This is a genomic window from Glycomyces harbinensis (assembly GCF_900101745.1).
Taxonomy (GTDB): Bacteria; Actinomycetota; Actinomycetes; order Mycobacteriales; family Micromonosporaceae; genus Glycomyces; species Glycomyces harbinensis.
Genome location: NZ_FNAD01000019.1, coordinates 52006 through 71107, shown reverse-complemented (window position 1 = coordinate 71107; position 19102 = coordinate 52006). Strand labels below are relative to the sequence as shown.

Below are 19102 nucleotides of genomic sequence, written 5' to 3'. Positions count from 1 at the left end.
CAGTGTCCCAGGAACCAGGCCCCGCCGACGACCGAGACCCGCAGGACGTCGACGACACGACCCACGCCGTGCCCGAACCCGACCCCGCCAACACCCCCGAGCAGGAGATCGCGATCGAGCAGGGGTTCGTCGACCGCGTCTACGACCGCGTCGACGTCCTCCGGGGTGAAGCCGAAGGCAACCGCGACTCCGGTTACGCCCACCTCGCCGCCACCGTCCCCGGCGCTCAGTACGAGCGGGACGTCTTCGTCTACCGCGCCGCCCGGCGCATCGCCGACCTCGACTCCCAGCACGAGGGCCTCGTCTTCGGGCGCCTCGACTTCGACAACGGCAGCGTCCGCCACGTCGGTCGCCTCGGCGTCCGCGACGACGTCTACCGGACCCTCCTGGTCGACTGGCGCGCCCCCGCGGCCGCGCCCTTCTACCGCGCCACCGCCGTCGACCGCCAGGAGGTGGCGAGGCGCCGCGTCATCCGCTCCTTCGACCGCAGCGTCGAGGAGATCAGCGACGACCTCCTGAACGAGGACGCCGCCGAACGGCTGCCCGTGATCGGCGACGGCGCGCTCATGGCCGCCTTGGGCCGCAAGCGGACCGGCCGGATGCGCGACATCGTCGCCACCATCCAGGCCGAGCAGGACGCCGCCATCCGCGCCCCCGGGCGCGGGGCCACCATCATCACCGGCGGGCCCGGCACCGGCAAGACCGTCGTCGCCCTCCACCGCGCCGCCTACCTGCTCTACCAGGACCGCAGCCGCTACGAAGCCGCCGGCATCCTCGTCGTCGGCCCGTCCGCGGTCTTCATGAAGTACATCGGCCGGGTCCTCCCCAGCCTCGGCGAGGAGACCGCCGCGCTGTTCTCGCTCGGCGAGCTGTACGCCGGCGTCGAGGCCACCCGCCAGGACCGGCCCGAGGTCGCCGCCGTCAAGGGCGGCACCATCATGCTGCCGATCCTGCGCCGCCTCGTGCGCCAGACCCCGCCGAGCGCGCCCGCGGAACTGCGCATCGTCTACCGCGGCGACGTGTTCAAACTGGACACCGCCGAACTCGGCGCCGTGCGCGCCCGCGTCTTCGAGAAGGAGCCGCGCCCCAACCTCGCCAAGACCGAGGCCGGACGCGCCCTCCTGATCGCCTTGTGGCGCAAGATCAAACCGGTCGTCCCCGAGGCCGAGCCGGCCAAGTTCTCCCGCGACGTCGGCTCTCGCGGCGAGTTCCTGACCTTCCTCGACCACTGGTGGCCCGACCTCGACCCGGCCGAAGTCCTCGGCTGGGGCGGCGACGAGCGCCGCCTCGGGTCGGCCGCCGAAGGGCACCTGAAGCGCCACATGGTCGAATCGGTGGCCGCGTCCCTCCAGGAGAGCGACTTCTCCATCCCGGACGTGGCGCTCCTCGACGAGCTGCGCATCCTCCTGGGCGTCAAGCCCCAGTCGCGCGGCCGCGACCGCATCCGCACGTGGGACGGCATCCAAGAGGTCTCCACGACCCAGGACCGCTACTACGACCGGCCCGAACGCCAGGCCCGCGACGCGTTCTACGAGGACTACGCCCACGTCATCGTCGACGAGGCGCAGGACCTCTCGCCGATGCAGTGGCGGATGCTCGGGCGGCGCGGACGCGCCGCCGGGTGGACCGTCGTCGGCGACGAGGCGCAGTCGAGCTGGCCCCGCCCGAGGGAGAGCGCCGACGCCCGGCGCAGCGCCGTCCCGCGCGGGCGCGTGCACGAGTTCCACCTGACCAAGAACTACCGCAACTCCAAAGAGGTCTTCGAGTACGCGGCCGCCTGGGCGAAGCCGCGCCTGCGCGACATCGACCTGCCCGAGGCGGTGCGCGAGACCGAGGTGCCCGTGCGCGAGAAGAAGGTCGACGCCGACGCGCTGCTGCCCGAACTCGCGGGCGCCGTCGCCGAAGCCCTGGAAGCGGTCGAGGGCACCGTGGGCATCATCGCGCCGTACAGCCGCCACGGCGAGCTGGCCGGTCTGGTGCACGACGACCGCGTGACCCTGGTGGGGCCCTTGGAGTCCAAGGGCCTCGAGTGGGATGCGGTGATCGCGGTGGACCTCGAAGCGGTGGCCGAGGCCCACGGCCCGGGGGTCGCCTACGTGGTCCTCACCCGTGCGACACAGCGCCTGACCAGGATCGACCCGGCCTGACAGGTGTGCGGGGCGGTCGGCGGCGGCCGCCCCGGCCTATTCCTCCGGCGCCGCGCCGGGCTTGCGGTCGCTTCTCCTGACCATCCAGACGAGGAGGGCCGCGGCGATCACCCCTGGTCCTATGTGGACGAGCAGGACGCCGAAGAGGCTCGGTCCGCCCCAGTCGGCCTCGTAGCTCGACGGGTCGGAGAAGTCGATCACGAACGGCTCGATCAGGGCGCGCACGATGAAGTAGCCGCCGACGACGAAGGCGAGCAGCCAGAGGACTCGTTTCATGCTTCGACCCTAGTCGCCACGGGCGCCGCCTGGAGTCTCGCGACGGCGCCGACGACCAGGAGGAGCTGCGCCGCCGCGTACGTGCTCATCACCGCGAAGCCCTCGCCCGGGAGGTCGAAGCCGGCCACGCCCATGCCGAGGACCAGGTCCGAGACCACGAACAGCAGTCCGCCCAGCCCGGACACGAGGCCGAGGCCGCTCGCCGCCGCGCCCATCGACACCAGCAGGAGGCTGTACACCGCGACCGGGATCGCGAGCCCCTCCAGCCGCGGCCACAGGACCACGTTGGCGCCCAACCAGAACGCCAGGTAGCAGGCCGGGACCACCCAGCGCCGCCGCAGCGTTTCGAGCGCGCCGAGCTTCGCGAAGACCGCGATGTAGGCGATCTGCATGAGCCCGAACAGCGCCATGCCCGTCAGGAACGCGGGCGTGCCCTCCACGAGCAGCGCGATGTCGGCCGCGCAGGCGAGCACGAGGCCCGCGCCGAGCAGGCGCGGCAGGCGGCGGCCGGGGGAGACCGAGACGATCAGATAGCCCAGGAGCAGGAGCGTCAACGCGGGCTTGGTGACCCACCGGGCCTCGTCGAATCCGGCGGCGATGGCGGCGAGGTCGCCGGCGATGGCCGCGAGGAACGCCCACAGCCACGCGCGCGGCGGAACGCGGACGAGCAGCGACCGGATCAACAGGAGGGGAGGGCTCATGGGTGACGGAGCGTACCAGAGCCCGCGCCTCGCCGGGGCCGCTCAGTCGAGGTGCAGGTTGTTGATCGTCTCGGCCTGGACGACGTTGGTCGGGCCGGCGCCGTAGTAGTTGTTCTGGAACTTGACCTGCTGCCCGGCCTGGTCGGTGACCTGGATCGGCCTGCCGGCGAGTTCGCTCAACTCGCGGCGGAACTCGGGGTCGTCGGCGCACGCCCGCTCGATGGCGGCCGCGAGGGTCTCGGCCGGGACCTTGCCGGTCTCGGCGCGGAGGAGGACGAGCTCCTGCCCCGCGTCGCCGCTGAAGCGCTCCTTGACGAACCGGCCGGCGGCCACGACGCCCTTGGCGGCCTCCCCGGCGAGCGTTCCGGCGGCGGCGGTGGCGATCGAGAGCAGCATCGGGTCCATGTGGCCTCCTTCGGGGTTCTACACAGGGTAGTCGGCCCGGGCCCGCGCCGCGGCGCGCGAACGTGTGTTGTCGACGCGTGCGGTCACGCGAGCGGGCGACACGAGGGTGCTCGGGCGCGGTTCTTGTCGCACCCCCGCGGGAAGCTGGGACTACCTTTCCCCGGGTGGGTGGGGGTTAGGGATGGCATCCGCGAAGCGCTGCGCGCCAGGCGGACGCATCGGTCGTCAGTCGGTCGCCGCGGGCGGGTTCGCGGTCGTCGGCGTCAGGTTCCACAAGGTGATCGCGTGGCCTCCGTGCTCGTAGCCCAGGGCCGCGATCGACGCGGTGTCGATCTTGAACTCGCGGCCGTCCCTCGCCGGGCGGCCCAGCCACCTCGCCGCCGCCACCCGCAGGCTGTGGCCGTGCGCCACGAACGCCACGTCCCCGCGGTCCAGGAGCGGCTCGGCCTCGACCAGCGCCCGGTCGAGCCGCGCCGCGACCTCCTCGGCCGTCTCGCCGCCCTCGCCCCGGCCCCCGTCGGTCCACAGGGACCACCCCGGCGCGTCGGCCTGGATCTCCTCGGTCGTCAGGCCCTCATAGTCGCCGTACGCCCACTCGGCCAGATCCGGGATCACCGCGGTGACCTCCAGTCCGGCCAGGTCGGCGGTCACCAGCGCCCGCTTGCGCGGACTCGACCACACCGCCGCGAACTCGCGTCCCGCGAGCAACGGCGCCAGCGCCTTCGCCTGGGACACACCGTTCTCGGTGAGTTCCAGATCCGTGACCGAAGTGTGCTGCCCCGAAGCCGACCAGGTGGTCTCGCCGTGGCGGATGAGCACGATCTCTCCCATGACGCCCACCTTAGTGGGCGCCCGGCGCGGGCACGCGCGATCGCGCGCTCACAGCGCCCGCGCGAGGAACACGCCCATGTAACCGCGCTCGTCGGTCCAGCACGCCGCCGGCTCGAACCCGGTCGCCTGGAGCTGGTTCTCCAGCTCGCCGCGGTGGAACTTGGTGGAGATGCCCGTGTGGATCTCCTCCCCGACGCTGAAACTGACGTCCAGCGACAGCGCCGACAGGTCCACCGCCATCGGCTTCATCGCGCGCAGCCGCATGTCGATCGTCGCGGTGTCGTTGTCCCACAAGGCGATGTGCTCGAAGTTGTCCGGCTGGAAGTCGGCGTCGAGGCGGTGGTTGAGGACGTAGAGGACGTTCCGGTTGAACTCGGCGGTCACCCCGGCGGCGTCGTTGTAGGCGGCCAGGATGACCTCGGGGTCCTTGACGAGGTCGGCGCCGAGGAGGAACCAGTCGCCCGGCCGCAGCGCCTCCCGCAGATCGCGCAGGAACTGGCTGCGCTCCATCCCGGTGAAGTTCCCGAACGTCCCGCCGAGGAACGCGACCAGGCGGGTGTCGTGGTGGTCGGGCAGGTGCTGGAGGTGGCGGGTGAAGTCGCCGACGATGCCGCCGAGGTAGGCGTCCGGGTAGGCCGTGGCGAGTTCGAGCAGCACGTCCCGGACCTCGCCCTCGGCGACGTCGAAGGGCCAGAACGCGTCCAGGCGGCCCTGCTCGGCGATCGCGTCCAGGATCGGGCGGATCTTCTCGGCCCGTCCCGCGCCCAGCTCGATCACCGAGATCGGCGCCTCTCCGAGCGCGCCGGCGATCGAGGCGGCGTTGTCGCGGAGGATCGCGCGCTCGCTGCGGGTCTGGTAGTACTCGGGCTGGCGGGTGAGCTCGCCGAACATGGCCGAACCGCGGCCGTCGTAGTGCAGGCGCATGGGCAGGTGCTTGGGGTGCGAGGTCAGGCCGCGCTTGGCGTCGAGCCGGAGCGCCGCGTCGAGATCGCTCTCGTCGAGGCAGATCCGCAATTCGGGAGCAGGCACCACATGATCCTATGCCGTCCTTGTCCGAGTTACGGGCGAGTGAACGACCGCGTCAGGGCGCGCCGGGGACCGTGCACGCCTGGGCCGCGATCTGGCTCGCGTAGCGCAGGGCCGCGCCGACCACGGTCGGGTTGCCCCAGGCCGCGAGGCGGTCCAGGCGCATCCAGCCGGCGGACGTGAGCCAGCCGATGAGCCCGGAGGTGTAGGCGTCGCCCGCGCCGATGCGGTCGACCACGTCGACCTGCGGGGCGGCCGCCTCGGTGACGTGGTTGCGGTGGAAGGCCACCGAACCGGCGTCGCCGAGCGTCACGACCACCAGCTCGGGCCCGGCGCCGAGCCATTCGCGGGCGATCGCGTCGACCGCCCTGCCGGGGTAGATCCGGGCCAGGTCGCGCTCGGAGACCCGCACGAGGGTCGCGAGGCCGATGAGGCGCTCGGTGCGTTCGCGGACCTTCGCGGCCTCGCCCATGGCGCTGAGGCGGATGTTGGGGTCGAAGGAGACCGGGACGGCGCGGCGGGCGCGGTTCACCCAGTGCTCGATCGCGCGGGCCGAAGGGTCGAGGTAGGCCGCGAGGGAACCGAAGTGGACCAGGTCGACGCGGGCCGGGTCGGGCTTGGGCAGGGCCCTGCCCTCCCAGGCGAAGTCGGCGGTGCCGTTGGTCCAGTAGTCGTGGTCGGCGCGGCCGTCCTCGCCGACGACCGCGAGCGCCAGGGTCGAGGGCAGGTCGGTGCGGTGCAGCCAGTCGCGGCGCACGCCGGCCGCTATGTGCCGGCGCCAGATCTGGCGCCCGAAGTGGTCGCCGCCGACGGAGCCGATGAGCGCGGTGGGGACGCCGCGCCTGGCCAGGGAGGCCGCGGTGTTCGCGGGTCCGCCGCCGCAGGTGGGCCGGAGCTGTCCGCCGGGGGCGGGGACGAGGTCGATGACGTTCTCGCCTGCCACGAGGATCAACGGGGGGCTCCTTCCGATCGGGCGCGAGTGCCGCTGCGGTGAGGGTATTGCAGAGCCCGGACGGTCCGGAAGTCGGATTCGCGCCTCGGTGGGGGACGCGTCCGGGTTCGCGACGCCTTGGCGCCGAACGGTGCGGCCGAGAGGGCCGGTGCGGGAGCCGGGGTCCGGTTGCGGTTCGCGGACCGGCGGACCGGTCCAGGGGCGGACGCGCGCACTCCCGGGCCGCCTGGGGGACCAGGCGAACCGGGGTGCCGTCCGCCTCAACGATGCGGCCGGTGCGACTGCTGGGCCACGCCCGGGCGGGGCGGTGCGCCGCGCGGGCGGGCGGTCGTTCACGATGGTTCCATGTCCACCGAAGAGGTCAAGGTCGAAGCCGGGACCGCAGCCGAGACTGCGCCCGAGGTCGACGGCGGACCCGGCGGTTCGCCGGGCAGCGCTCCCGACGCCGCTCCCGGCACTGCCCGCGGCACCGCTGACGGCACTTCCGGCGGCGCCCGCAACGGCACCGCCGACGACGCCCCCGGCGGCGACGCCGCGGCGCGGGCCGAGGCGGCGAAGTCCTCGCGTCCGAAGCAGCGGCGGATGCGCGACATGGCGCTGTCGCTGGCGGTGCTGCTGATCCCGATCGGGCTCTTCTACGTCGGCTGGAACTGGGTCGCCTCGGACCGGCAGGTCAGCGTGGTCGACACGACCGAGCACTACGCGACCGCGGCCAGCCTCGGACTGACGGTGATCGAGCCGCAGCTCGGCGAAGACTGGCAGACGATCTCGACCGACCTGGCGGTCGAAGGCGAATTCGTCACCCTGCGGACCGGCTGGTACTCGCCCGAAGGCGACGGCCTCCAGCTGGCGCAGACCACGGGTCCGATCGAGGACGTCAACGAGGAGCTGACCGGCGCGGGAACGCCCGTCGAATCCGGCGGCGTCTCCTGGGCCTCGTACGAGTTGAGCAGCGGCGAGGCCTGGGTGGCCGAACTGGCCGGCGCCACCGTGGTCCTGACCGCCGAGCCCGACGGCGTCAACGAACTCCCCGACCTCGCCGAAGGCGTGGCCGAAGCCGTCGACGGCTAGGCCGCGCCCGGCCCGGTTCAGCCCTCGTCTTCGGCGTCCGGCTCGGTGCGGGCCTTCAGGCGCTCGCGTGCGCCTTCGAGATGCGACTGGCACAAGTCGGCGAGGGCCTCGCCCCGCTCCCAGAGCTGCAGCGACTCCTCCAAGGTCGCGCCGCCCGCCTCCAGCCGCTCGACCGTGGCCACCAGCTCGGCCCGGGCCTCCTCGTACGTCAACCGCTCGTCGCTCACTGCGCGTCGTCCTCCCTTGTCTCCGTGACCGTCTGCACGACGGCCGCCCGCAGCGACCCCGCCGCGAGCCGCACTTCGATGGCCTCTCCGGCGTCGGCCGCCTCCCGCAGCACCGCCCCCGACTCGGTGTCGGTGACGATCGCGTACCCGCGGTCGAGCGTGGACTGGGGCGAAAGCGCCCGCAGCCGCGCGCGCAGGTGCTCCAGGTCGTCGATCGACCGCTCCAGGCGCGAGCCCATCCGCGCGCGCATCCGGTGCGCCAGGTTCGCGACGGCCTCGCCGCGCGCCTCGAGCATCGTCTCGGGCCGGGCCAGCACCGGGCGCGCCCGCAACGCCGCGAGGTCGTCGGACCCCTTGGCGAGCTTCACATGCAACGCCTGTCGCAGCCGCGTGCGTGCGATGTTCAGGCCGCGCTGCTCCTCAGCGAGGTCGGGGACGACCTTCTTCCCGGCCTCCGTGGGGGTCGAGGCGCGCCAGTCGGCCACGTAGTCGAGGATCGGCGTGTCCGGTTCGTGCCCGATCGCGGAGATCACGGGCGTGGCCGCCTCGGCGACCGCCCGGCACAGCGTCTCGTCGGAGAACGGCAGCAGGTCCTCCATCGAACCGCCGCCGCGCGCGATGACGATGACCTCGACGTCGGGATCGCGATCGAGCTCGGCGAGCGCCGCGCACACCTCCGCGACCGCGCGCGGGCCCTGGACGGCGACCTCCCGGACCGCGAAGTCCGCGGACGGCAGCCGGGCCTTGGCGTTCTTGAGCACGTCGCGCATCGCGTCGGACTCGCGCCCGGTGATGAGGCCGATCCGGTAGGGCAGGAACGGCAGCGGCTTCTTGCGCTCGGCCGCGAACAGGCCCTCGGCGGCCAGGAGCTGCTTGAGCCGCTCCAGCCGCGCCAGCAGCTCGCCGAGGCCGACCTGCCGGATCTCGCGCACATGCAGCGACAGCGACCCGTTCTTGTCCCACCACTGCGCCTGCGCGCGGATCACGACCTGCGCGCCGTCGCGCAGCGGCGGATCGCACGCGGCGACCGCGCCGGTGAAGTCCACGACCCGCATCGAGATCTCGGCCGACGGGTCGCGCAGCGTCAGGTAGACGGTGCGGCCGCGGTGGCTGATCTCGGTGATCTGCCCCTCCGTCCACACCTCGCCCAGGCGCGCGAGCCAGTCGCCGATCTTCTTGGACACCACTCGCAGCGGCCAGGGGTTCTCGGCGCTCATCGGAGCGCCCGGTCCCGTGGCCGGCCGGGCCCCGGCCCCCGCATCGGCCCCGGCGGCGGGCTTCGCGGTCCCGCTTCGCACCTCGTCGGTCACGTGGCCAGCCTAACTGTGGGGTGTGACGAAACCGGGCGGCCGGTTACCATCGAGGCGTGGCAGACCCGAAGCGAGTGTTGTTGGCCAAGCCGCGCGGGTATTGCGCGGGCGTGGACCGAGCCGTGGTGACCGTCGAGAAGGCGCTGGAGCTCTACGGTGCTCCCGTCTACGTGCGCAAGGAGATCGTGCACAACCGGCACGTCGTCGAGACCCTCGCGGGCAAGGGCGCGGTCTTCGTCGAGGAGAACGAGGAGGTGCCGCCGGGATCGGTGGTCGTCTTCTCCGCCCACGGCGTGGCGCCCGAGGTGCACGACCAGGCCGCCGAGCGCGGCCTCAAGGCCATCGACGCGACCTGCCCGCTGGTGACCAAGGTCCACCAGGAGGCCCGGCGCTTCGCGCGCGAGGACTACGACATCCTCCTCATCGGCCACGAGGGCCACGAAGAGGTCATCGGCACCTCCGGCGAGGCCCCCGCGCACATCCAGCTCGTCGACGGCCCCGACTCCGTCGACGCCGTCACGATCCGCGACCCCGAGAAGGTCGTGTGGCTCTCGCAGACGACCCTGTCGGTCGACGAGACGATGGAGACCGTCGACCGGCTCAAGAAGCGCCTGCCGATGCTCCAGAACCCGCCCAGCGACGACATCTGCTACGCGACCCAGAACCGCCAGCAGGTGGTCAAGGACATCGCCGCGGACTGCGACGTCATGCTCGTGGTCGGCTCCAAGAACTCCTCGAACTCGGTGCGGCTCGTCGAGGTCGCGGTGCAGCACGGGGCCCGCAGCGGCCACCTCATCGACTTCGCCCACGAGATCGAGGACGCCTGGCTCGCCGGCGCCGCCTCGGTCGGGCTCTCCTCGGGCGCGTCCGTGCCCGACAACCTGGTGCAGGACGTGCTCGCCCACCTGGCCGAGCGCGGGTTCACCAGCGTCGAGGAGTTCGAGCCGGTCACCGAGAAGCTCACGTTCTCGCTGCCGCGCGAACTCGTCAAGGACCTCAAGAACGCGGAGAAGGCGAAGGCCGCCGCCGCGAAATAGCGTCCACCGGAGGTGGCGCTCCGGCGGCGCCCGCGCCCGTTTCGGGGTGAGACGGGCACTTTTCGGGGGACAGGCTCCCTCTTTCGGGTGACAAGAGCGCCGCGCGCGGGGATTCCTGTCGCACCCGCGCGGAAGGATCGGACTACCTTTCCCCAGGGAGGGTGGGGGTTAGGGACGGCATGAGGGCCTCGGGTCGAACGGGGCCCGGCCCTACCCGACTCGGACCCTACGGCAGCTCCCGCTCCGCGACCGCGTCGTCCCACGCCGGCTTCCTCGTCGGCGTCACCACCGGGTCCAGCCGCTCCGGCGGCTCGCCCGCGACCTCCAGCTCGCTGAAGCGCCGCGCCGTCACCAGCAGCCGCGACTCCACACTCGCCACCGCCGCGTTGTACGAACCCACCGCCGCCTCCAGCGACGAACCCAGCCGCGAGAAATGCCCCGCCACCGAACCCAACCGCTCGTGCAACTCCCGGCCCAACCGGTGCACCTCCTTGGCGTGCAACGCCAAAGCCTCCTGCCGCCACGTGTGCGCCACCGTCCGCAGCAGCGCCATCAACGTCGCCGGCGACGCGATCACCACCCCCCGCCCGAACGCGTCCTCCAGCAGCGCCGGATCCCCCCGCAACGCCGCGTCCAAGAACGCGTCCGCGGGCACGAACAACACCACCATCTCCGGCGTGTCATCGAACGCCCGCCAGTACTCCTTGCCCGCCAACGACTCCACATGCCGCCGCAGATGCCGCCCGTGCGACTTCAGCAACTCGTCGCGCAGACCCTCGTCCTCCGACTCCAACGCCTGCAGATACGACTGCAAGGGCGCCTTCGCATCCACCACCAGCGTCCGCCCGCCCGACAACCGCACCACCAGGTCCGGACGCACCCCGCGCCCGTCGACCATGCCGCTGTGCTGCTCCGAGAAATCGCAATGCTCCACCATCCCCGCGGCTTCCACGATCCGCCGCAACTGCACCTCGCCCCACTGCCCCCGCACCTGCGGCGACCGCAGCGCACCCAGCAGCCGACCCGTCTGCTCCCGCAGATCCTCCGACGTCTCCGCGACCCCCGACAACTGGATGCGCAACTGCGCGTACGCATCCACCCGCGCCCGCTCCACGTCCCCCAGACGGCTCTCATACCGCGCCAGCGTCTCCGCGATCGGCGCCAGCACCTCGCCCACCGCCTGCCGCGAATGATCCGTCGCCTCGTACGCGACGTTCTTCAACGTCGACTCCAACCGCCGCTCGTTGTCCGACGCCGCCTCCAACCGCGCCGTCGCCGCCGCCAACTCCGCCGACTGCCGCGACCGACCCGCGAACCAACCGCCGAAACCGCCCGCTGCCAGGCACACCACCGCCAATAGGACCCACGTCATAGGGGCCAGTCTAGGCGCGCGAGCACAGGTAGGCTCAGTACATGGAGCTGTGGTTGACCCTGCTGGTCGTCGCGATCGTCGTCATCTTCTTCGTCGTCCAGTCCAACAAGAAGCGCGCGCTGGCCGAACTCGCCGACGCCGAGGCCGAAGCCCGCCGCCTCTACGAGCGCCTCGGCGGCCAGACCATGAACCTCGTCGCCCCAGGCGACAACCTCCCGGCCGGACAGGCCCTCGCCGACGCCGGCGAGCGCTACACCGCCGCAGGTTCCCAACTCGCCGGCGCCGATACCATCAACCAGTACCGGCTCGCCGCCGAGACCTCCATCGAAGGCCTCCACTACGTGCGCGCCTCCCGGACCGCCATGGGCATCGACCCCGGCCCCGAGATCCCCACCATGCGCGGCCAGCGCCGCACCGGCGCGCTCACCGAACCCGTCCACGCCGAGGTCGAAGGCCGCACCTACAGCGGCTCCCCCGACCCCAGCGACGAGAACCGCCACTACTACCCGGGCGGACGCGTCGACGGCCGCCCCGTGCCCTCGGGCTGGTACAACACGCCCTGGTGGCAGCCCGCGCTGGCGGGCGCCGCGGGCGTGTTCGTCGGCATGATGGTCTTCGACGCGATGATCGCCCCCGCGTACGCGATGGGCGCGGTCGAAGGCGGCGACGCCTCAGGCGATGCCGGGGGCGACTCCGGCGGCGACGCGGGCGACTCCGGAGGGGACACCGGCGGCGATTTCGGCGGCGACTTCGGAGGCGGCGGCGATTTCGGCGGCTTCGAGTAACCCCAGCTAGACCACACAGGTCAGACCACGAAGGCCCCCTGCCGCTCAGCGGCAGGGGGCCTTTCTCCATGCCGTAAATCACCGCGCATGCAACCCAGGCGGGCCTTCAGGGCGTACCGCTTTCGGGGACCCCAAAGTGGAGTTACCCCAGCGAACACGTCCATAGTCACCAAATTCCTTCCTCTCGGAGACCACCCCCGGTCCCGCTGAAGAGCGGGGCCACCCCCAACAAGGAGAGTTCGTGACAGTTGCACAGCGGCGCTCGCGCCGCATCCTCGCCGCCGCCTTCGCAGGCGCGCTGGTCCCGGCGGCGCTGGCCACCGGCGCCTCGGCCGAAACACCCGAAACCGAGATCCAAGTCCTCATCGAGCAGAAGGTCGACCCCGCGCTCATCGCGGAGATCGACGGCAAGGGCGACGCGGAGCTGTGGCTCCTCTTCGCCGGAGCCCCCGACTACACCTCGGCGTTCGCCGCCGACGCCAAGACCGACAAGGGCACCGCCGCCGTAGCGGCGGCCAAGGCCTTCGCGGAGACCTCGCAGGCCGAGGTCGCCGCGACCCTGGAGGAGTCCGGGGTCGCCTACGAGTCCTTCTGGGGCGCTTCGGCGATCAAGGTCGAAGGCGGTGACGACCTGGTCGCCGACCTGGTGGCCTTCGACGAGATCGAGGCCATCCTGCCCGCACCCGAGGTCGAGCGGGTCGAGCCGATCACGCCCGGCGACAAGGGCGGGGACGAGTTCCAGACCTGGGACGCCGTGCAGACGGCGGCCGTCGAATGGGGCGTCGAGGAGGTGGGCGCTCCCGACGTGTGGGAGCAGGGCTTCACCGGCGAGGGCATCGTCGTCGCCAGCATCGACTCCGGCGTCCAGTACGACCACCCGGCGCTCGCGGAGCAGTACCGCGGCAACAACGGCGACGGCACGTTCACCCACGACTACAACTTCTACGACGTCGCCGACATGTGCGATACCGAGGCGCCGTGCGACTTCGACGGCCACGGCACCCACACCATGGGCACCATGGTCGGCGCCGAGGGCATCGGCGTCGCTCCCGGCGCGGAGTGGATCGCCGTCAACGGCTGCTGCCCCGACGAGGAGACGCTGCTGCGGGCGGGGGAGTGGATCGCCGCCCCCACCGACGCCGAGGGCCGCAACGCCGACCCGCTCAAGGCCCCGCACGTGGTCAACAACTCCTGGGGCGGTTACGGGTACGACCCGTTCTACGCCCAGGTCGTGGACCTGTGGCACGCCGCGGGCATCATCCCGGTCTTCGCGGCCGGCAACGGCGGCGACGCCTGCCTCACCATGGGCAGCCCGGGGATCTACGAGAACGTGATCGCCGTCGGCGCCTACAACGAAGCCGGCGTGATCTCCGACTTCTCCTCGCGCGGCCACGGCTGGGAGGGCACGGTCAAACCGGACCTGGCCGCTCCCGGCGAGGACGTCTACTCGGCGCTGCCGGGCGACGAGTACGGGCTCGCCAGCGGCACTTCGATGGCCGCACCGCACGTGGTCGGCTCGATCGCGCTGCTCTTGTCGGCCTCGCCGACGCTGGAAGGGGACTACGAGGCCGTCTACGAGACGCTGACGGGCACGGCCAGAGACGTCGACGACGACCAGTGCGGCGGCGACAAGGAGCTCAACAACGTCTACGGGCACGGCAAGATCGATGTCGAGGACGCCGTGGACGAGGCCCCGGCCGGCAAGTTCGGGTCCCTCTCGGGCGCCGTGGCCGACCAGGACGGCGAACCCGTCGCGGGCGTCCGGCTCGTCTTTGAGGGCGCCACGGTCCGCGAGACCGCCACCGACGCCGACGGCCTCTACGCCTTCGAGCGCATCCCCGCCGGGCGCTACCACGTCACCGCCTCGAAGTTCCTGTACGAGACGGTGACCGGTTCGGTCCGCGTGAAGAACAACGGCGAGGCGGTCTTCGACGTCGAGCTGCCGAAGCTGGAGACGCAGGTCGTCGAGGGCGCGGTCGTGGACGGCTCCGGGCACGGCTGGGCGCTGGACGCGACCGTCGAGACCGCCGGAGGCGAGGCCGCGGCCGCGACCGACCCGTTCACCGGCGCGTTCAGCCTCGAGATCCCCGCCGACGGCGACTGGCCGCTGACCGTGACCACCGACTACCCCGGCTACGACGTGGTCGTGGTCGACCCCGCCGACGCGGCCCTGGTCGAGGTCCCGATCGCCGCGAGCTGCATGGCCCCCGGTTACGGCTCCGACGTGTTCGACGAGCGCTTCGAGTCGCTGGAGATCCCGGCCGGCTGGGAGGTCGTCAACCACGGCACCGGCGACCCGTGGCTGTTCGACGACCCGTACCTCTACGAGAACGTCACGCCCGGCTCGGGCGGGTTCGCGCAGGCGAACGCCGACGCGATCGGTCCCGGGTTCACCACCGACACCGACATGATCACCGCGCCGTTCGACCTGTCCGCCGCGGAGAGCACGACCCTGTCGTTCGCGAGCTTCTTCCTGGACGACGGGATCGGCGGCGAGGCCGACGTGTCGGTCTCGGTCGACGGCGGCGAGACGTGGGAGCAGGTCTGGCACACCAATGAGGACCTCCTCGACACCATCGAGGAGATCGACCTCTCGGCGTGGGCCGACCAGACCGCGGTCCAGGTCAAGTTCCACTACACCGACCACGGGACGTGGGCCTGGCTGTGGGAGGTCGACAACGTCCGCGTCGGCTGCGGCGAGCTCGAAGGCGGTCTGGTGCGCGGCACCGTGACCGACGCGGGCTCCGGCGAGCCGATCGCGGGCGCGGTCGTCACCGACCCGGCCACCGGCAACGCCGCGGTGACCGGCGCCGACGGCGAGTACGTCCTCTTCACGAGCGCGGGGGCCGCGGCCCTCGAAGCCTCCCTGGAGGGCTGGACGACCGGCACCGCCGAAGCCGACGTCGAACTCGACGCCGTCGTGGGCGCCGACTTCGCACTGGAGGCCGAGGCCTAACGGCGCAACCGAAGCAGGGCCCCGGCGCACCGCGCCGGGGCCCTCTCGTTCCGTGCGGTTCCAATCGCTGAGTGTCACGGTCTCGGCGGCTCGAGTTACCGTCCTGATGGGAGTGTCGATCGACGTCCGGACTCAGGGATGAATCATCGCAATTCATGGCTTCGCCGGAGGGTTCGAGCGGTTCCGCTTGTGGGACAGATAGGGCGAGTGATTACCAATCGCCATAATGGCGTTGTAGGCAGCGCTGAAACCCTGGCGTCATAACCCATCACTTGATGAAGCAAACCTTCTTAAGTGATCTTAGTCACAACACAAGCCGGTACATACTGTTTCGATTCGCTTGACGCAGCGTTACGAACGCATTCATCGAACCGATCGCGATCCACCGGAACGGGAATCGTCCGAGTTCAGGGCATCTGTCGGCTCCGCCCGACCCGTCCGCGGCGGGCGTTTCATTCACTTCGGGCCATGCGGCCGTCACCCGCAAACTGTGAAATCACGACCGAAGTGTGCAAAGTGGGGTCTTGTGCGTTCCTTTGCGGACTGGCACCGTGTTCTCCGTGCTCCCCTCGCATCCCGGGGGGAGCCGTATCACGACCACACCCGCTTCGGCGCCGGAAACCCCCGTCCCGAGGCACCCCCAACAGAACAGGAGCCGTCGTGATCAAGTTGCAACGACGCGTGACTAGGGCTCTCGCGGCCTCGGCAGCAGGAGTGCTGGTGACGGCACTGCCCGGCACCGCCGCCTTCGCCGAGTCCGGAACCGACGCCCTCATCGACGAGAAGGTGGCGGCCGGCCTGCTCGCGGCCATCGAAGCCGAAGGCGAGGCCGAACTCTGGGTGCGTTTCGAAGGAGCCCCCGACTACAGCCCCGCCTTCGCCGCCGACACCAAGACCGAGAAGGGGTCCGAAGCCGTTGCAGCGGCTCAGGACTTCGCGGAGACCTCGCAGAAGGACGTGATCGACCTCCTCGACGAGGCCGGTGCCGAGTACGAATCCTACTGGGGTTCCAACACCGTCAAAGCCGTGGGAGACAAGGACCTCCTGGAGGACCTGGTCCTCCTCGACACCGTCGCCGCGATCATCCAGGCCCCCGAGTACTCGCTGGTCGAGCCGGTGGAGCCGCTGGTGGCCGACCCCGAGCCGAACGCGGTCGAATGGGGCCTGGAGAACATCAACGCCCCCGACGTGTGGGACATGGGCTACGACGGGACCGGCGTCGTCGTCGCGTCCATCGACACGGGCGTCGACTACGACCACCCGGCCCTGGTGAACCAGTACCGCGGCAACAACGGCGACGGCACCTTCAGCCACGACTACAACTTCTACGACGTGCAGAACCGCTGCACCGGCGACGCGCCCTGCGACACCGGCACCCACGGCACCCACACGATGGGCACCATGGTCGGCGACGACGGCGGCGCCAACCAGATCGGCGTCGCACCCGGCGCCGAGTGGATCGCCGTCAACGGCTGCTGCCCGAGCGCCGAGGCGCTCATCGAGTCCGGCGAGTGGATCGCCGCGCCGACCAAGGCGGACGGCACCTCGCCCGACCCGTCCAAGGCGCCCGACGTCGTCAACAACTCCTGGGGCACCACCGCCTCGGTCGACGACCCGTTCTACGAGGACGTCGTCGCGCTGTGGCACGCCTCCGGGATCATCCCGGTGATGTCGCTGGGCAACAACGGCGAGGACGGCTGCGAATCGGCCGGCTCACCGGGCCTGTACCCCGACGTGATCGGCGTCGGCGCCTACGACGTGAACAACGAGATCGGCTACTTCTCCGCCCGCGGCCCCGGCCGCGACGGGCAGGTCAAGCCCGACCTCGCCGCCCCCGGCGTCACGGTCCGCTCCGCGGCCCCGGGCACCGGTTACGCCAACGGGAGCGGCACCTCCATGGCCGCTCCCCACGTGGCCGGCGCGGTCGCGCTGATGCTCTCGGCCGCACCCGCGCTCGACGGCGACTACGACGCCGTCTACGAGGCCCTCACCGGCACGGCCATCGCGACCCCGAACGACGAGTGCGGCGGCACCGACGAGCTCAACAACGTCTTCGGCAACGGCCGCCTCGACGCGCTCGCCGCGGTCATGGCCTCGCCCATCGGCGCGACCGGCGCCGTCTCGGGCACCGTCACCGACGGCGACGGCGCACCCGTGGAAGGCGCGAAGCTGGTCTTCTCGGGCGAGTTCACCCGCACCGCCACCACCGGCGCGGACGGCACCTACTCGGTGCCGGTCCTCCCGACCGGCGAGTACGCCGTGACGGGCACCAAGTTCGGCTACGCCGACCTGACCGGTTCGGTCACCGTCGCCGAGGACGAGACCGCCGTGTTCGACGGCGTGCTCACCGCCGTCCCCTCCAGCACCGTCACCGGCACCGTCGTGGACGGCTCCGGGCACGGCTGGCCGCTCCCGGCGACCGTCTCCACCGTCGGCGGCGAGGTCACGACCACGACCGACCCGCTCACCGGCGAGTTCTCGATGACGCTCCCCGAGGGTGAGTGGGAGCTGGCCGTCGAGGCCGACTACCCCGGCTACCAGGAGGTCACCGTCGGCGTCGTCTCCGCCGCGGACCTGGAGATCGAGGTCCCGATCGCGGAGGGCTGCGTGGCCCCCGGCTACGGCTACGACCCGCTCGGCTCGGTGTTCGAAGGCGGCGCCAAGCCGACCGGCTGGACCGTGGTCGACCGCGGCACCATGGGCTGGGAGTTCGACAACCCGGGCGGGCGCAACAACCTGACGCCGGGCTCGGGCGGCTTCGCCATCGCCGACTCCGACGAGCAGGGCTCGGGCGGCAACCTCATGGACACCGACCTGATCTCGCCGATCTTCGACCTGTCCAGCGCCGACACCCCGACGCTGTCGTTCGGGACCGACTACTACAAGGGCTCGTACAACACCTCGGCCGAGGTCCTCGTCAGCGGCGACGGCGGCGAGACCTGGGAAGTGATCTGGGCCCCGACCGCCAACGCGCGCAACCAGACCGTCGAACTCGACCTGTCCGAATGGGCCGACTCGACCGAGGCGCGCCTGAAGTTCCACTACACCGACCGCACGACCTGGGCCTGGTGGTGGCAGATCGACGACGTGGTCGTCGGCGGTGCTTCCGGCTGCGGCCCGGTCGAGGGCGGCCTGGTGCGCGGCACCGTCACCGACCTCGACACCGGCGACCCGATCGAGGGCGCCGTGGTCACCCACAGCGCCTCGGGCAACACCGCGGTGACCGGGGCCGACGGCGGCTACTGGATGTTCGCCGCGGGCTCGGGCGCGTCCGAGTTCTCGGTCGTCGTCGAGGAGTTCGGCTCGACCACCGAGGAGGTGGCGGTGGTCCCCGACGCGGTGGTCAGCGCCGACTTCGCGGTGGGCTCGCCGAACATCACCGTCAACGCCACGACCCTGACCTCGTATGTGCAGCAGGGCGGTTCGTGGACGCAGTACCTGCGGATCACGAACACCGGCTCGGGCGACGGCGAGGTCAGCCTCGACATCGGCCACGGCAGCTTCACCATCCTCGGACACGAGAACCCGGACGACACGTCCTGGCTCACGGTCGCGGACGACTCGATCCTGGTCCCGGCCGGGGAGACCGTGCGCGTCGCGGTCAAGTCGAGCGCGACCGAGGAGGCCGGCGTCGACCAGCCGGGCACGTACGCGGCCCTGCTGACGCTGGACGTGGTCAGCCCGCACCCCTCGCCCACGGTGGCCGTCTCCATGGTGGTCGTGCCGAAGGCCGAGGAGGGCAAGCTCCTGGGCACCGTCTCCGCCGAGACCTGCGAGGGCACCACGGTCGCCGTGGCGGACGCGCAGGTCCAGATCCGCGTGGACGGCGGCGGCACCGAGCACCTGCTCGCCGGTGACGATGGACTGTACGAGTTCTGGTTCGAAGAGGACACGTACACCGTGATCGTCTCCAAGGACGGCTACGCGGCCGACTTCGCCACGGTCGACGTGCTCGCCGGCGAGGAGGCCGAATTGAGTTTCACCCTGGAGGAGCTCGGCTGCTGAC

At 71.5% G+C, this 19102-nt stretch carries 15 protein-coding genes; 6 read left to right on the top strand and 9 right to left on the bottom strand.

The features are described 5' to 3' along the window. Positions 1–2 precede the first annotated feature (2 nt). Positions 3–2147: a HelD family protein gene (locus BLQ63_RS23850; RefSeq protein ID WP_218125465.1), complete on the top strand. Its 2145-nt coding sequence runs from the start codon at positions 3–5 to the stop codon at positions 2145–2147. A gap of 36 nt (positions 2148–2183) precedes the next feature. Here BLQ63_RS23850 and BLQ63_RS23845 read toward each other — a convergent pair whose 3' ends face one another. The 6 genes from BLQ63_RS23845 to BLQ63_RS28620 all read right to left on the bottom strand — a co-directional run bounded on the left by BLQ63_RS23845 (position 2184) and on the right by BLQ63_RS28620 (position 6329). After that, positions 2184–2423 carry a hypothetical protein gene (locus BLQ63_RS23845; protein WP_091040041.1) on the bottom strand — a complete coding sequence of 80 codons (240 nt, stop codon included), beginning with the start codon at positions 2421–2423 and terminating at the stop codon, positions 2184–2186. Continuing rightward, positions 2420–3124 (bottom strand): lysoplasmalogenase, encoded by a 705-nt coding sequence (locus tag BLQ63_RS23840; RefSeq protein WP_091040040.1) that lies wholly within the window; start codon positions 3122–3124, stop codon positions 2420–2422. Before BLQ63_RS23840 ends, BLQ63_RS23845 begins: the two co-directional genes overlap by 4 nt. Before the next feature lie 42 nt (positions 3125–3166). Continuing rightward, on the bottom strand, positions 3167–3529 hold the full coding sequence (locus BLQ63_RS23835) for a hypothetical protein (protein WP_091040039.1): 363 nt from the start codon (positions 3527–3529) through the stop codon (positions 3167–3169). A 225-nt stretch (positions 3530–3754) separates the two neighbouring features. Then, the gene (locus BLQ63_RS23830; RefSeq protein WP_091040038.1) at positions 3755–4360 is read right to left on the bottom strand and encodes a histidine phosphatase family protein; all 606 of its coding nucleotides are present in this window, start codon (positions 4358–4360) and stop codon (positions 3755–3757) included. 48 nt (positions 4361–4408) lie between these two features. Next, positions 4409–5389, bottom strand: a complete 981-nt coding sequence (gene egtD, locus BLQ63_RS23825; protein WP_091040037.1) for an L-histidine N(alpha)-methyltransferase — start codon at positions 5387–5389, stop codon at positions 4409–4411. Between the two features lie 52 nt (positions 5390–5441). Continuing rightward, complete coding sequence (locus BLQ63_RS28620; protein WP_245681075.1) at positions 5442–6329, bottom strand: carbohydrate kinase family protein; 888 nt, start codon at positions 6327–6329, stop codon at positions 5442–5444. A gap of 354 nt (positions 6330–6683) precedes the next feature. Here BLQ63_RS28620 and BLQ63_RS23815 point away from each other — a divergent pair, with 354 nt between their 5' ends. Then, positions 6684–7409, top strand: coding sequence for a DUF4245 family protein (locus BLQ63_RS23815; protein ID WP_177155080.1), 726 nt, complete (start codon positions 6684–6686; stop codon positions 7407–7409). A gap of 17 nt (positions 7410–7426) precedes the next feature. Here BLQ63_RS23815 and BLQ63_RS23810 read toward each other — a convergent pair whose 3' ends face one another. Then, complete coding sequence (locus BLQ63_RS23810) at positions 7427–7636, bottom strand: exodeoxyribonuclease VII small subunit (protein ID WP_091040034.1); 210 nt, start codon at positions 7634–7636, stop codon at positions 7427–7429. After that, positions 7633–8853 (bottom strand): exodeoxyribonuclease VII large subunit, encoded by a 1221-nt coding sequence (xseA, locus tag BLQ63_RS23805; RefSeq protein WP_091040104.1) that lies wholly within the window; start codon positions 8851–8853, stop codon positions 7633–7635. Before xseA ends, BLQ63_RS23810 begins: the two co-directional genes overlap by 4 nt. Before the next feature lie 149 nt (positions 8854–9002). Here xseA and BLQ63_RS23800 point away from each other — a divergent pair, with 149 nt between their 5' ends. Beyond that, on the top strand, positions 9003–9983 hold the full coding sequence (locus BLQ63_RS23800) for a 4-hydroxy-3-methylbut-2-enyl diphosphate reductase (protein WP_091040033.1): 981 nt from the start codon (positions 9003–9005) through the stop codon (positions 9981–9983). 226 nt (positions 9984–10209) lie between these two features. Here the strand turns inward: BLQ63_RS23800 and BLQ63_RS23795 are convergent, their stop codons facing one another. Next, positions 10210–11355: a DNA recombination protein RmuC gene (locus BLQ63_RS23795; RefSeq protein WP_091040032.1), complete on the bottom strand. Its 1146-nt coding sequence runs from the start codon at positions 11353–11355 to the stop codon at positions 10210–10212. A 41-nt stretch (positions 11356–11396) separates the two neighbouring features. Between BLQ63_RS23795 and BLQ63_RS23790 the strand changes: the two genes are divergently transcribed. From BLQ63_RS23790 to BLQ63_RS23780, 3 genes are all read left to right on the top strand, one after another. Then, positions 11397–12140, top strand: a complete 744-nt coding sequence (locus BLQ63_RS23790; RefSeq protein WP_091040031.1) for a hypothetical protein — start codon at positions 11397–11399, stop codon at positions 12138–12140. 241 nt (positions 12141–12381) lie between these two features. After that, entirely contained in the window at positions 12382–15096 is a 2715-nt protein-coding gene (locus BLQ63_RS23785; protein ID WP_091040030.1) for a S8 family serine peptidase, read from the top strand. 720 nt (positions 15097–15816) lie between these two features. After that, the gene (locus tag BLQ63_RS23780) at positions 15817–19101 is read left to right on the top strand and encodes a S8 family serine peptidase (RefSeq protein WP_177155079.1); all 3285 of its coding nucleotides are present in this window, start codon (positions 15817–15819) and stop codon (positions 19099–19101) included. Position 19102: the final 1 nt, after the last annotated feature.

What these genes read in the sequence shown, in the direction of transcription:
- BLQ63_RS23845 (WP_091040041.1), bottom strand. Translation starts at nt 2,423, where the DNA reads ATGAAACGAGTCCTCTGGCTGCTCGCCTTCGTCGTCGGCGGCTACTTC.
- BLQ63_RS23840 (WP_091040040.1), bottom strand. Translation starts at nt 3,124, where the DNA reads ATGAGCCCTCCCCTCCTGTTGATCCGGTCGCTGCTCGTCCGCGTTCCG.
- BLQ63_RS23835 (WP_091040039.1), bottom strand. Translation starts at nt 3,529, where the DNA reads ATGGACCCGATGCTGCTCTCGATCGCCACCGCCGCCGCCGGAACGCTC.
- BLQ63_RS23830 (WP_091040038.1), bottom strand. Translation starts at nt 4,360, where the DNA reads ATGGGAGAGATCGTGCTCATCCGCCACGGCGAGACCACCTGGTCGGCT.
- BLQ63_RS23815 (WP_177155080.1), top strand. Translation starts at nt 6,684, where the DNA reads ATGTCCACCGAAGAGGTCAAGGTCGAAGCCGGGACCGCAGCCGAGACT.
- xseA (WP_091040104.1), bottom strand. Translation starts at nt 8,853, where the DNA reads ATGAGCGCCGAGAACCCCTGGCCGCTGCGAGTGGTGTCCAAGAAGATC.
- BLQ63_RS23795 (WP_091040032.1), bottom strand. Translation starts at nt 11,355, where the DNA reads ATGACGTGGGTCCTATTGGCGGTGGTGTGCCTGGCAGCGGGCGGTTTC.
- BLQ63_RS23790 (WP_091040031.1), top strand. Translation starts at nt 11,397, where the DNA reads ATGGAGCTGTGGTTGACCCTGCTGGTCGTCGCGATCGTCGTCATCTTC.